Annotated in this window: 15 protein-coding genes; 5 read left to right on the top strand and 10 right to left on the bottom strand. The window is 53.0% G+C overall.

The annotated features are described in order from the left end of the window. Nucleotides 1–30: 30 nt before the first annotated feature. Together Q0711_RS02060 and Q0711_RS02055 are read right to left on the bottom strand one after the other, a co-directional pair. A complete protein-coding gene (locus tag Q0711_RS02060) occupies nt 31–618 on the bottom strand; it encodes a thioredoxin family protein (protein ID WP_298615178.1) in 588 nt (195 codons plus the stop codon). A 203-nt stretch (nt 619–821) separates the two neighbouring features. Next, nucleotides 822–1058 (bottom strand): hypothetical protein, encoded by a 237-nt coding sequence (locus tag Q0711_RS02055; RefSeq protein ID WP_298615175.1) that lies wholly within the window; start codon nt 1056–1058, stop codon nt 822–824. Nucleotides 1059–1228: 170 nt separating this feature from the next. On the opposite strand from Q0711_RS02055, the gene surE reads away from it, so the two are divergent. Beyond that, nucleotides 1229–2032, top strand: coding sequence for a 5'/3'-nucleotidase SurE (surE, locus tag Q0711_RS02050; RefSeq protein WP_298615173.1), 804 nt, complete (start codon nt 1229–1231; stop codon nt 2030–2032). Here surE and xth read toward each other — a convergent pair. Continuing rightward, entirely contained in the window at nt 2018–2803 is a 786-nt protein-coding gene (gene xth / locus Q0711_RS02045; protein WP_298615171.1) for an exodeoxyribonuclease III, read from the bottom strand. The genes surE and xth overlap by 15 nt on opposite strands. 88 nt (nt 2804–2891) lie before the next feature. On the opposite strand from xth, the gene Q0711_RS02040 reads away from it, so the two are divergent. Both Q0711_RS02040 and cax read left to right on the top strand, forming a co-directional pair. After that, nucleotides 2892–4331, top strand: coding sequence for a DUF3084 domain-containing protein (locus Q0711_RS02040; protein ID WP_298611721.1), 1440 nt, complete (start codon nt 2892–2894; stop codon nt 4329–4331). 97 nt (nt 4332–4428) lie between these two features. After that, nucleotides 4429–5484, top strand: a complete 1056-nt coding sequence (gene cax / locus Q0711_RS02035; protein ID WP_298611725.1) for a calcium/proton exchanger — start codon at nt 4429–4431, stop codon at nt 5482–5484. Here cax and Q0711_RS02030 read toward each other — a convergent pair. The 4 genes from Q0711_RS02030 to Q0711_RS02015 form a co-directional block, all read right to left on the bottom strand. Then, the gene (locus tag Q0711_RS02030; protein ID WP_298611728.1) at nt 5481–5612 is read right to left on the bottom strand and encodes a hypothetical protein; all 132 of its coding nucleotides are present in this window, start codon (nt 5610–5612) and stop codon (nt 5481–5483) included. The genes cax and Q0711_RS02030 overlap by 4 nt on opposite strands. Then, nucleotides 5575–5955 (bottom strand): transglutaminase domain-containing protein, encoded by a 381-nt coding sequence (locus tag Q0711_RS02025; RefSeq protein ID WP_298977493.1) that lies wholly within the window; start codon nt 5953–5955, stop codon nt 5575–5577. The genes Q0711_RS02030 and Q0711_RS02025 overlap by 38 nt, the downstream gene beginning before the upstream one ends. Before the next feature lie 58 nt (nt 5956–6013). Next, nucleotides 6014–6166 (bottom strand): hypothetical protein, encoded by a 153-nt coding sequence (locus tag Q0711_RS02020; RefSeq protein ID WP_298611734.1) that lies wholly within the window; start codon nt 6164–6166, stop codon nt 6014–6016. A 273-nt stretch (nt 6167–6439) separates the two neighbouring features. Continuing rightward, a complete protein-coding gene (locus tag Q0711_RS02015; protein WP_149819587.1) occupies nt 6440–6745 on the bottom strand; it encodes a DUF3155 domain-containing protein in 306 nt (101 codons plus the stop codon). Between the two features lie 446 nt (nt 6746–7191). Between Q0711_RS02015 and Q0711_RS02010 the strand changes: the two genes are divergently transcribed. Continuing rightward, nucleotides 7192–8391, top strand: a complete 1200-nt coding sequence (locus Q0711_RS02010) for an anion transporter (protein ID WP_298611739.1) — start codon at nt 7192–7194, stop codon at nt 8389–8391. Here Q0711_RS02010 and Q0711_RS02005 read toward each other — a convergent pair. The 3 genes from Q0711_RS02005 to rfaE1 all read right to left on the bottom strand — a co-directional run bounded on the left by Q0711_RS02005 (nt 8388) and on the right by rfaE1 (nt 10533). Next, on the bottom strand, nt 8388–8666 hold the full coding sequence (locus Q0711_RS02005) for a hypothetical protein (RefSeq protein ID WP_298611742.1): 279 nt from the start codon (nt 8664–8666) through the stop codon (nt 8388–8390). The two genes, Q0711_RS02010 and Q0711_RS02005, sit on opposite strands and share 4 nt — an antisense overlap. A 68-nt stretch (nt 8667–8734) precedes the next feature. After that, nucleotides 8735–8959: a hypothetical protein gene (locus tag Q0711_RS02000; RefSeq protein ID WP_011057612.1), complete on the bottom strand. Its 225-nt coding sequence runs from the start codon at nt 8957–8959 to the stop codon at nt 8735–8737. Nucleotides 8960–9510: 551 nt separating this feature from the next. After that, nucleotides 9511–10533, bottom strand: coding sequence for a D-glycero-beta-D-manno-heptose-7-phosphate kinase (rfaE1, locus tag Q0711_RS01995; RefSeq protein ID WP_298617286.1), 1023 nt, complete (start codon nt 10531–10533; stop codon nt 9511–9513). Nucleotides 10534–10716: 183 nt separating this feature from the next. On the opposite strand from rfaE1, the gene glmM reads away from it, so the two are divergent. After that, nucleotides 10717–12087: a phosphoglucosamine mutase gene (gene glmM / locus Q0711_RS01990; protein ID WP_299041440.1), complete on the top strand. Its 1371-nt coding sequence runs from the start codon at nt 10717–10719 to the stop codon at nt 12085–12087. Nucleotides 12088–12131 lie beyond the last annotated feature (44 nt).

Here is a 12131-nt window from a genome sequence, read left to right as displayed (position 1 = left end):
GGCAATAAAAGTGCCCCTCTCTTTGCCCTTCTAACCTTGGCTATAATAGGCGGGTTCATTCCCCGGTTTCCACTTGATATTACAGCCCAGGCTGGGTTTTTGATCCTCGCTGGGGGTTTGACCGGCTAAGACTGCATCAATGGCAGCACGCAAGTCTTTTCCGGTGACGGGTAGGCCATTTTGGGGACGGCTGTCATCGAGTTGGCCACGATACACGAGCTTGCGATCGCCATCAAAAAGGAAGAAGTCTGGGGTGCAGGCTGCTGTATAAGCTTTGGCCGTTTCTTGGCTCTCGTCATAACACAGGGGGAAAGTAAATCCCAGTTCCGTGGCCATTTCCTTGAGGGACTCTGGGGCATCCTCGGGGTAGTTGGCAGCGTCATTGGCACTAATGGCAACAATTCCTAAATCCGTGTCTTTGTAGTCGCGCCCCAGCTTTGCCAGTTCCTCTTGAACGTGTTTCACGTAGGGGCAGTGGCGACAAATAAACATCACCAGTAGCGCCTTCTTGTCGGCAAAGGTGCTGAGGGAAATCGTTTGGCCACTGACCACATCGGGCAGTTGAAAATCGGGCGCAACCGTGCCAAGGGCAAGCATTGTGGACTCTGTCCGCGCCATAAAACCTCCTGAGAACGCTGGCAAAAGTGTTACAAATAGCAATATTGTCCCTAGTGTACTCTGTTGCAATCGTTCCTCAAAGGGGTGAGAGGAAATTACGCCTGCAACGCAGGCCAAAACTGCTCTAATCAATGCAAAAGGCAGCACGATAACTGCTGCCTAAAGATTGGGGGGTTGATTTTTAAGACCAAAGGAATGCTGTCTTAACCAAGATAGCTTTGACGGGAAACGTGCTTTTCAAAGGTGGCTTGGGTTTGATGGAGGAGTTGCTCGCGGCTGTCGCCCGTGTGTTTTAGGGCAGGTACCAGATTGCGCGCCTGGAGTGCCATGTGCAGTTGCAAATGGGCAACGTATTCGCTGAGGTCTTCACGGAGTAATGGCTGACTTTGATGCACAGACACAATGTTCTCCTTCAACTGATGGTTCAGTAGTTGTCTCATAACTCCCAACAGTGGTCGTGTCAGGAAGAGTACGTTCAAACTGTTCGGCAGGGTGGGTCACGCAGTGCGCCACTTGACCCTTCTAGAGGTTAACATTTCTCAGGGAGGGTGCTGCAATTTGCAATCAACTGTAATGTTTGGCCAATACTTCACAATTCAGGGGACGGAAAATGCGTTTACTCATTGCCAATGATGATGGGGTCTTTGCCCCTGGAATCCGGGCGTTGGCAGACACGCTGGCGATCGCCGGCCATGAAGTGGTGGTGGTGTGTCCCGATCGCGAACGCTCTGCCACAGGGCATAGCCTCACTGTTTTTGATCCGATTCGCGCAGAAGTCGTCAGCGATCGCTTTCACCCCAGTATTAAGGCGTGGGCCTGCTCCGGCACCCCCTCCGACTGTGTGAAATTGGCCCTTGGTGCCCTCCTAGAGGAACCCCCAGATTTTGTGGTTTCTGGGATTAACCAAGGCTCCAACCTTGGCACGGATATTCTTTACTCCGGCACGGTCTCGGCGGCTATGGAGGGAGTCATTGAGGGCATTCCCAGTATTGCCATCAGCCTCACCAGTTTCACAGTCCATGACTTTCAGCCGGCCGCCGACTTTGCCAGTCGTCTCCTCAAGGCACTCGAAGCAGCCCCCCTTCCGCCAAAAATGCTCCTCAATGTGAATGTGCCTGCCCTACCCGCCAGTGAAATTGCTGGCGTTGTCATTACGCGGCAGGGGATTCGCCGCTACCATGACCTTTTCCAAAAGCGCATTGACCCCCGTGGCAAAACCTACTACTGGCTTGCGGGTGAAGTGGTTGAAGAATATCCCCAAGAACCCAATCAAGCGCCCACGGATGTGGAAGCCATTGCCCAAAATCTCATCAGTATCACACCGCTGACTTTTGATCTTACCTACGGCCAAGGGGTGCAGAGTTTAACCGAGTGGCTGCGTCAACCCACCGTACAGCCCCTATTCAATCTCTAGAATCACGGGCGCATGGTCACTGGGCTTGGGTAAGCGCCGCGGGGCAATATCAATGTGACAGCCACAGGCACGGGCTTTGACAGCGGGGGTAATGTAGAGGTGATCAATGCGCCAGCCATGATTGCGGCGAAAGGCACCCGCCCGATAATCCCACCAAGAGTAGTGGCCTGGCGCGTCGGTAAAGTTCCGAAAAGCATCGTGGAAGCCGAGGTCGCGAATAGCCGCAAGAAGCTCCCGTTCCGCATCGGTAGCCCCTACTTTTGTGGCGCGATCGCTGGCATCAAAGAGGTCTTTATCTTCAGGGGCAATATTAAAATCACCGCAGAGGATTATATCCCCTTGGGCGGTGAGCTGCTCAAGATAGACATGGAGAATTTTTAACCAGTGCAGCTTGTAGTGGTATTTCTCACTGTTGTACTCTCCGCCGTTGGGAATATAGACATTCACCAAGATCAGATCAGGGGCTAATTGGGCGCGAATGAGTCGTTTTTGCGTATCCAACTCACTGTAGCTTGGCAACTGGGATGCAAAGCCTGCTGCTACTCCCGCAAGGGGCTGACGACTGAGAATGGCCACCCCGTTGTAGGCCTTTTGGCCACTACAATAAACTTGATACCCACGATCCAGAAAGGGCTGACGCGGAAACTCAGCATCTGTGACTTTAGTCTCCTGAAGACAGAGGTAATCCACCCCAGTGCTATCCAACCATTGGCACACATGGTCAAGACGGGTGCGAATTGAGTTGACGTTCCAAGTGGCAATTTTTGGCATCGGTGTGATTTGCCCAGATCGTTATATGGGTCAGCATCGGCACATACTGTAGAAAGTATAGTTGGGGAGTGACAACAGTACCCGAAATATGGCTGGGTATGTTTTGGTCTTGGCCGTGATTATTCTGGGAGGCGCGATCGCGACAGTGGGCGATCGCCTTGGCTCCAAAGTGGGCAAAGCCCGCTTGAGTTGGTTTAATTTGCGGCCTCGACAGACGGCTGTGCTGATTACAATTCTCACGGGGAGCTTAATTTCTGCCTCAACCCTTGCCATCCTCTTTGCCCTCAGCCGTGAATTGCGCGATGGGGTGCTGCGCATTGATACGATCCGCCGTCAACAGGCGGCTGCCGAACAAGAACTAGCGGAAACCCGTGCCCAAAAGAATGCAATTGAAGCGGAACTTGCACAATCGCAAATTGAACTGGCCAACATCCGCCAACGCCTCAGTCAAACCAACCAAATCTTAGAGCAGGCGGTCAATCGCCAAACCCTGACGGAAGCGGAACTGAAGCAACTCCAAGGCCGCTATACCCAAGCCCAAACAGAACTTGAGAACTTTGAAGCCCAAGGGGCACGCCTGCGGCAAGAAATCCAACGTTTGCAACGGGAACGACAGGCCATCCAGAACCGCCTTGAGAATGTAGCCGCTCAAAAAGCAGCCTTAGAAACCGCCACCCGTACAGCCCAACAGCGCCTTGCCGAAGTTGAAGATCAAAAGAATCGTCTGAAAGCTGAAATTGACCGCATTCAGGATCAACTGGCTCTCGCCAATCAGCAGCAGCAGGTACTACGCAATCAACAGCGCAGCCTCCAAAAGGAAATTGCTGCCCTTGAGGCCAGTCGCCAACGCCTTGAGGAGAACGTGAGCATCCTATTGCTAGGACTAAGACGCGGGACGATCGCCATTCGCACGGGGCAAGTCTTGGCCTCTGCCATCATTCAAAATGTCAAAGATCCGGGTCAGGCCACCCAAGTGATTGAAGAACTGCTCCGAGAGGCACGTCGCAATGCCATTGTTCTTAATAATCCCCAAAATGTCAAACCGACAGATCAGGTGATTCAAATTACTACCGAAGACGTGAACCGCCTGCGCAGCCAAATTAGTGACGGTCAGCCCTATGTGGTGCGTATCCTAGCGGCAGCCAACTATCTACAGGGGGAAAGGCATATTCTCGTGGTGCCCCAAGTGGCCCGGAATCAGGAGGTTTTCCGCCAAGGGGAGAATCTGGCTACGATTTCCTTGGATCCGAGCCAGATGACCGATGAGCAAATTTTGCAACGGTTGGATCAGTTGTTTACGGTGAGTAATCGGCGGGCGATCGCCTCCGGCGTGCTTCCCGATCCGGTAACCGGCACAGTGGGTTCCTTTCGCCAAATTGAACTGGTAAAGTTTGTCCTTGACCTCAAAGATCACCAGGGGACAATTGACATTAGTGCGGTGACCCCTACGCCCGTTTATACCGCCGGCCCACTCACCCTCTCCCTTGTGGCCCGCCAAAATCAGCGCGTCATCCTCCGCAGTGGCTAGCCACCGATCCTACCTCTGGCCGTTGGGTCTGGAGTACGCAAACCGCAGGCTAGGATAGAGGAGATTTTTCTCCTTTCACCATATCAGGGATGCCCCCATGAAGCGACTGGTTGCGATTGGTTTTTTGGTGTTTATTCCCCTCTCGATTGCTGCTGAAAAACTAGAATGGGGCGCCCTTACAGTCTTTATTTTGGCAGCACTGGCGATCGTCCCCTTGGCAATTTGGCTGAGCACGGCAACAGAGGAGGTCGCCCTTGCCACAGGGCCGACAATCGGGGGCCTATTGAATGCCCTCTTTGGAAATGCCACGGAACTGATTATTGCCATTGTGGCACTGCGAGCGGGTTTAGTGGATATTGTCAAAGCGAGTATTACGGGAACCCTCATGGCAAACCTTTTGCTGGTGATGGGGTTGTCTATGCTGCTGGGGGGCATTCGCTACAAGGAGCAATCCTTTGCTCCAGTGGTGGCACGGGTCAATGCTTCCTCGATGACGGTGGCGATCGCGGCCATGCTTTTGCCGGCAATGGTGATTTATACCTCCAGCGGTGTGCCGCCGGCGGCGATTTCTAAAATGTCGGTGGTGGCAGCTATCATTCTTATACTTGTTTACGGTTTAACGTTACTTTTCTCTTTGAAAACCCACAGCTATCTTTACGAGGTCAGCCAAGTGGAACTAGGAGACGAAAAGAGACCCAGCCTCCCCCTGTGGATTACCGTGCTGCTGATTGCCACGATTGGGGTAGCCTTTGAGTCGGAAATCTTTGTCGGTGCCGTTGAAGCAGCCACAGCGGACTTGGGTCTAACACCGCTATTTACCGGGGTGATCCTTCTACCGTTGGTGGGCGGTGCAGCAGAGTACGTCACTGCTGTGGGGGTTGCTCTGAAAAACAACATGGATTTGTCCGTTTCCATCGCCCTGGGTTCATCCCTCTTGGTGGCGCTCTTAGTCGCACCTGTTCTTGTGCTCATTGGCCAGTTCATCGGTCAGCCGATGGATTTGAACTTTAGTCTTTTTGAAGTGGTGACGGTGATTATTGCGGTCGTGATTGCCAACGTGATTAGTCTGGATGGCCGCTCCAATTGGCTAGAAGGGGCGCTGCTGTTGGCCACCTATGGAATTCTCGGCACCGCCTTCTTCTTCCATACCTAGCAGAGGCGCTGAATCGGTAGTTGATAGGTCATAGTTGAGGTGACCCGCTGTCCCCGTAGGGCACCTTGAATGGGGGCAGCATCCGCCGAATCAGCAGCAGCCACAAGGGCAATGGGGCGATCGCTCACCGCTTAGATCAAGAGTGGGATCATACCTGCGCCAGCCTGCCTCCGGCAAATACACTTCTACCCAAGCATGAAGGTGCCGCTCGGCGTTCTCTAAATCTTCTTCCTGATAGCCCCTGACAAACCGCGCTCCTAGGCCCACAGCCCGACAAGAGAGCCAAGGGGCGGTGCGAATTTGGTGCTCACAGGTGCGATAAGTTTTGTTATTGATCCTGCTGAGAAATGTGGGGACATTGCCCTCGCCACCAGCTAAAATTTGCCAAGCCAATTCATCGGCAACAGGATCCACCGGCAGTAATAGATAGGGATGCAGACTAGTTGCCAGCCGTTGGGGATAGTTAAACAAAGTGCAATTGCCCACGAGTCGAGCAAATAGTTAAAGGGGTTGCCACTTCGGAGGTGACCTAACTCCCTAGAAAAGTGGTGGGCTGCGGTGACCACCAGTGGCGTTGAAGGTGATTGGCATGGAGATCGAGGACGGCACTTTGGCCTCGGGAAGTTGTAAAACTATAGGGAGAGCGATCGCAGGCTTGGTGGCCATCCCTGCGGGGGATCAAGCGCAGATCGTGGGGGGCAAGGGCAACAGGGGCATTTCCTATCTAAAAGGAAGCCGCCTGAACTAGTAACTGTCCAGGCGGGGTGTGGTGTGAGGAGTGAACGGAAACGTGCGTCTCCGCTATTTCTATTGTAGGGGACAGTTTCCAAATTGCCATAAGTAAATAGCGCAAAAAGCTCAAATCTTTAGCCACGCCTGAGAGCCTCTCCTTGGCAAAGCAAAAAGAGCCAGAAGCAAGTCCTGACTCCTCGTAAAATGTTTTTTGTAAAAAAGCCTAACGGGTAGTGGCTGCCATTTTCTCTTCGGCAAGTTCCCTTAGGCTAGGGAATAAAAAGTGATTTTCTTCAACGTACTGCGCACCGAATAAGCCCTTTTCTGCCCAGAAGTAGCGATCGGTGGTGTGCTCATTCCGCTTCACAAGAAGTAAAGCGGGTGGAGTGATCCCCTTCGCCTGAATAAACTTTCGTGCCGCCGTTACGGGTTTATCTTCGCCACTTTCAATGCTATATTGAGGTACGCACTCAAGGATCTTGCGCCCTTCGAGACGCCGCCGGCTTTTCCGCTTCCGTCTTCTAGCCAAGTTGCCTTACCTCCTTTGCCGTCAAAGAACTGTTATTGAGTTTACAAAAGTCGCCCCTTAGTATATCCGGAGTATCCTGGAATTTCAACTTTCCTTAATTTATCGAAACACGATTTATTAACGGGACAACGATTCCCAGCCTAGGATCAACGCTTTGCTGATCCCAGTGCCCCAAATATAGCAAATTGTGCCACTTGAAAAAGTGGTTCCTTCGATTTGTTTCCCAGCCAATGGGCTACCCTAGAGAACGACTGTCTAGGCTGCTCAACCCCAATGATGATCCAACGCTTAGGGCAACGGGTGCTCGAAACCCCGGTATTAACTCCAGCCATTAAAACCAAATTTCCCGACTGCTGGGAAAGGGGGAATATAACGCTGAGGATATGGCTGCCCTTGGAGAATGACTAGACGGCCCAGAGGCCAAGAAAATTCAAACCCAACAGTAGGTGCTGCGGTCTGTTCTACAACTCCTAATCCTTGCCCTCAGCTACGGTGCCCTGGCGCTAGGGGGGGTGCCGGGGCTACGCATGAATCGAGCGACGATCTCCCTTGTGAGTGCAGCGCTTTTGATTGCCCTAGGGGCGATTGATCTGCCCAGCGCATGGCAAGCCATTGATCCCCAAACCATTGTGTTTTTGCTGAGCATGATGATTCTTAATGCTTATCTGGGCTTTAGCGGCTTTTTTCAAATCGCAATGGTGACCATCGTGCGCTTTAGTGGCAGTCCCCTAGGATTACTGATCTTCCTCACTGTAGCGACGGGAATGTTGTCGGCGGTCTTTCTTAACGATACCCTTGCCCTTGTAACAACACCTTTAACTTTGCGTATTACCCATGCTTTGGGCTTGAATCCGGTGCCCTATCTGCTGGCGATCGCTGGAGCAACGAATATTGGCTCCGTGGCCACCCTCAGCGGTAACCCCCAAAATATCCTCGTGGGGTCGTTTTCTAACCTGAGGTATCTTCAGTTTACTCAAGTGATGGTGCCCGTAGCGGTGCTGGGGCTAGGTCTGCAGGTGGTTTGGTTGTGGTGGCTCTACCCGGAGGTGCGATCGCGCCAATCCTGTACATTGGCTACTCTCCAGCCGGCGCAGGTGCAAAAAGGGTTACTCCACAAAACACTGATTGTCTCTGGACTGATGTTTTTGGCTTTTCTGCTGGGTTTTCCCTTGGCAGAATCCTCTCTTTTGGCGGCAGCGGCTTTACTGGTGACTCGTCGTCTCAAGCCGGAGCGCGTCCTTGCTCAGGTGGATTGGTCACTATTAGTTCTGTTTGCGGGTCTGTTTATTCTCACCCGCTGTATTCAAAACTTTGATTTGCTGGCTGTTTTGCGCCCTTGGGTGAACCAGCCGTTGCCTCTGGTGGTATTGACAACGCTGCTGTCAAACCTGATTTCTAATGTTCCCACTGTGTTACTTCTGGCGCAGTTTATTCCCAAAGGTGCCGATCAACTCTGGTACTTACTGGCAGCCACGAGCACCCTTGCGGGTAATCTCACGCTTTTCGGGGCAGTGGCGAATTTAATCACAGCTGAGGCCGCTGCCCGCTCTGGACAGTTTTCATTTTGGCAGCATCTGCGCTTTGGTGCGCCCCTCACACTTTTGACGCTGGCGATCGCCTACGCTTGGATCGTGGGTCAAACCTAGGGACTTGATGAGGAGGCGGCTGCTTCAGAGGCGTTCTCAAAGTAGGCCACATCTGACACGATGACAAGGGCATCAGACTCAGGAATAGGCTGCCCTTGACTGAGATAGCCGACGCAGCCATTCATTAGGCTATAGACAAAAATCACGCCGCCCGCTGAAATGGCCACGAGGCCACTGGCCAGCAGTAAGGAAAAATCCTGCAGGCGATAGGCACTGTGGAGGAGTCGCACCGACCACAGCACCAATGCCAGTACCAGTAGAAGTAAGATAGCCATATGTAAACTATCTTAACAACTCTCAGGATTTTCCTCATCAATCTTTAGATTCTTCTAATAAATCTCTGTTAGCAGAGTGCCCTTGTCCGCTCTATGGTGCAGGTGAGGTTAGGGCCATACTGACCCACATGGGTAATTTCGGGAGTGTAGGCCTCTAGTACCCGCCCGGTGCGATCGCACATCGTTAGGACGTAATCACAGTGGGGACACTGGGTGTGACTCACGGAGCCATAGCGTTGACGGAGGGCTAATTTACCACAGTGAGGACAGTGAATCGTTTGCATCGTAACCATAGTTAAATAATCCTTAAATTCTTTTTGATGGACACGAACTTGTGATAAGAGACGCTGCGCAAACTTATGTTTCAAAACAACAAGACCAAAGAAATAGTATTGCGCAACATTAAGGGAATTTATAAGAGAGGACACTTTTATTATGGATAGATTTCTTAGAGATGGCAATGATCCCAATGTTAAAAAATATGCTAACTAGATAGGGATCAACGAATTCAATTAACCTGCTCAAAAGAAAAGTTCTTCTTTTTTCTAAGAATTGATTGACGTTTATAACAGCCCTTTTCCCAAAGATTAAATGAGATCACATATCGACAAAGCAGCATCATGGGTAGCCTGCATTTTAGAAAAGGACTGTAATCTAAAGAAAGGATTAAGGAATGTATGGGGGTTGGGGGTGAAGGGATTCAGTTTTAGTCTCTAGAAGGGATTGCCCGCACTGGCTCCGGCACGGATTATTCACGGCTGACTCCCTTACTCCAAGCCCAAGCTGAGCTTGCCCAGACCCTTGCCCAAGGGATTCTCGAATGGTTACAGCAGGCCACACGAGACTAGTCTTCTAGCAAATGATAAAGAGCTGCCGCCATCTCTGCGGTGGAAGTGGTTGCAGTGCCAAACCGGCGTACGACAATACTCGCGGCCAAATTGCCTAAAACCGCTGCTTCCCAAAGACTAGCACCCGCTATAATGGCGAGGGTCAAGGCGGCCACAACGGTATCCCCCGCCCCGGTAACGTCAAAGACATCCGTGCGGTTAAAGGCGGGCAAATGGTAAGGCGTAGCCTCGCGGCTAAACAGACTCATACCGGCATCGCCCCGCGTGATCAGGATGTACTTGGCCCCTGTCAACGCCAGCAGGTCTTCACCGGCCCGTAGCACCTCCGCCTCTGTGCGAATCGGGTAACCCACCGCTGCCTCCGCCTCCGGTAGATTTGGCGTGAATAGGAAAGCACCGCGATAGCGCGCTAAATCTCGTTGGCTGTCCACAATTGTCCGCTCATGTTCCAGAGCTGCCGCAATGACAGGGGGGGTAAAAACGCCATCCCCATAGTCGGAGCAAACTACGGCATCAGCAGTGCCCAACCGGTGCCGAATGAAAGTCGCAAGTGCCTCCTGGAGGGCTGGGGGAGGTAGCGCATCGGACTTGCGATCTACCCGCACAATTTGTTGGGTCACCGATTGGCGAGCATGACCGGAGATGCGCGTTTTGGTTACGGTGGGGCGATCGCTATCCCGGAAAATTCCCTGGGTGTCAATGCCAGCCTCGCGAAAGATGCTACAGAGGGCTTCCCCTTGCGGATCTGCACCCACCAGACCAACCGCCTGCACCTGAGCCCCCAACTTGGCCAAATTGTAAATAGCATTGGCACCGCCACCGGGGACTTGGCGGGTAAACTCATGGCGTAAAATGAGGACAGGGGCTTCCCGTGAGAGACGCTCCACCTGACCCGTGAGAAATTCATCGAGGGTGAGATCTCCCACTACCAGTACCCGTGCCGAGGAAAAAGACTCCAAAAGGTGCAGGAGTCGCCCTTGGGACAATTGCAATTGCTGGCGCAATTCCGGTGGTAGCATTTCACGTGGTCCTAATTCCCGCTGATCCAGAATACTCCTGTGGGGGGACGTTGATGCGGCAGCAAAGATCCATAGAGATGCTATAGTCCAAAGGGAGTAAATAAATGTTAAGAATTGCCTCCTGCATAGCTCAGGAGATCGACCAGAAAATAGTGAGTACTGGTGTGGCGTGAGGAATTAACCATGACTGGGCAGCAGCCGATTCGGTTTGGCACCGATGGCATTCGCGGACGCGCGGGAGAGGTGCTAACTCCCAACTTGGCCTTGAGCTTGGGATATTGGGTAGGGGAAGTGCTGCGGCAAACGACGGATACCCCCAACCGCCCGTTTATCATTGGTCAAGACTCCCGCAACTCCAGCGATATGTTGGCAACGGCCTTGGCTGCAGGGTTAACCGCCGCCGGTTTTGAAGTGTGGCAGGTGGGTCTGTGTCCTACCCCCTGTATTGCCTATCTGACGGCTACCACTGAGGCCATTGGGGGGGCAATGATTTCCGCCAGTCACAATCCACCCAGCGATAACGGCATTAAAATTTTTGGCAGCGACGGTAGTAAGCTCAGCCCTGATCTGCAAAAAGAAATTGAAGCACACTTAAATGCTGGCCTCTCCCTTCCCCCTACTGAGCACTGGGGGCATCTGCATCATCGCCCAGAACTACTCCAGCGCTATCGCCATGCGGTGCAAGCCCCCCTTGAGGAGCGTCAGCCCCTGCGGGGACTGCGGGTGGTGTTGGATTTGGCTTGGGGGTCTGCCGTTGCGGTGGCACCGACGGTGTTTCATGCCCTAGGGGCTGAGGTGATTCCTCTCCACGATCGCGCCGATGGCGATCGCATTAATGTCAACTGTGGTTCGACCCATTTAGAGCCACTGCAGCAGGCTGTGCGTGAAACCCGTGCCGCTATGGGATTTGCCTTTGATGGCGATGCCGATCGCGTGCTGGCGGTGGACAGTGAAGGACGGGTGGTGGATGGCGACTATATCCTCTACTTTTGGGGACAACGCCTCCAGGCCCAAGCCCAACTGCCGAAGGATTTAATTGTGGCGACGGTCATGTCTAACTTAGGCTTTGAACGGGCTTGGCAAGCGCGGGGGGGACAACTGGTGCGCACAGCCGTCGGCGATCAATACGTCCATGCGGAAATGGTGCGCCACGGCGCCATGCTGGGGGGCGAGCAGTCGGGACACATCCTCTGCCGTCACTATGGCGTCGGTGGGGATGGCCTGCTCACGGCCGTGCACTTAGCAACCCTTGTCCAAGATTCCCGTCTATCGTTAGCACAACTGCGCGACCAAAGTTTCACCCCCTATCCTCAGATTCTTCGGAATGTCCGCGTTGAAGATCGGCAGCGGCGACTCCACTGGCAAGAGTGCGAACCTTTGCAACGGATGATTGCCAAAGCCCAACTGGACATGGGCGATCGCGGGCGAGTCTTGGTGCGGGCTTCTGGTACAGAACCCGTTATTCGCATCATGGTGGAGGCAGAGCAGCAGCGTCTAGCTGACTATTGGACAGAGACTTTGGTGCAGACGGCAACTGCCCATTTGGCTGCCTAGGAACAGGCGTCAGGAGTGTGTATGATAATGGCCTAGTCGCGCTC

Source organism: uncultured Thermosynechococcus sp. (assembly GCF_937958135.1).
Lineage (GTDB): Bacteria > Cyanobacteriota > Cyanobacteriia > Thermosynechococcales > Thermosynechococcaceae > Thermosynechococcus.
Note: the sequence above shows the minus strand (reverse complement) of the source record. Positions and strands in the feature narration are given on the sequence as shown.

Excerpts from the sequence above, each read along its gene's own strand:
- Q0711_RS02060 (WP_298615178.1), bottom strand. The coding sequence starts at position 618 with ATGGCGCGGACAGAGTCCACAATGCTTGCCCTTGGCACGGTTGCGCCC.
- Q0711_RS02055 (WP_298615175.1), bottom strand. The coding sequence starts at position 1,058 with ATGAGACAACTACTGAACCATCAGTTGAAGGAGAACATTGTGTCTGTG.
- surE (WP_298615173.1), top strand. The coding sequence starts at position 1,229 with ATGCGTTTACTCATTGCCAATGATGATGGGGTCTTTGCCCCTGGAATC.
- xth (WP_298615171.1), bottom strand. The coding sequence starts at position 2,803 with ATGCCAAAAATTGCCACTTGGAACGTCAACTCAATTCGCACCCGTCTT.
- Q0711_RS02040 (WP_298611721.1), top strand. The coding sequence starts at position 2,892 with ATGGCTGGGTATGTTTTGGTCTTGGCCGTGATTATTCTGGGAGGCGCG.
- cax (WP_298611725.1), top strand. The coding sequence starts at position 4,429 with ATGAAGCGACTGGTTGCGATTGGTTTTTTGGTGTTTATTCCCCTCTCG.
- Q0711_RS02005 (WP_298611742.1), bottom strand. The coding sequence starts at position 8,666 with ATGGCTATCTTACTTCTACTGGTACTGGCATTGGTGCTGTGGTCGGTG.
- Q0711_RS02000 (WP_011057612.1), bottom strand. The coding sequence starts at position 8,959 with ATGGTTACGATGCAAACGATTCACTGTCCTCACTGTGGTAAATTAGCC.
- rfaE1 (WP_298617286.1), bottom strand. The coding sequence starts at position 10,533 with ATGCTACCACCGGAATTGCGCCAGCAATTGCAATTGTCCCAAGGGCGA.
- glmM (WP_299041440.1), top strand. The coding sequence starts at position 10,717 with ATGACTGGGCAGCAGCCGATTCGGTTTGGCACCGATGGCATTCGCGGA.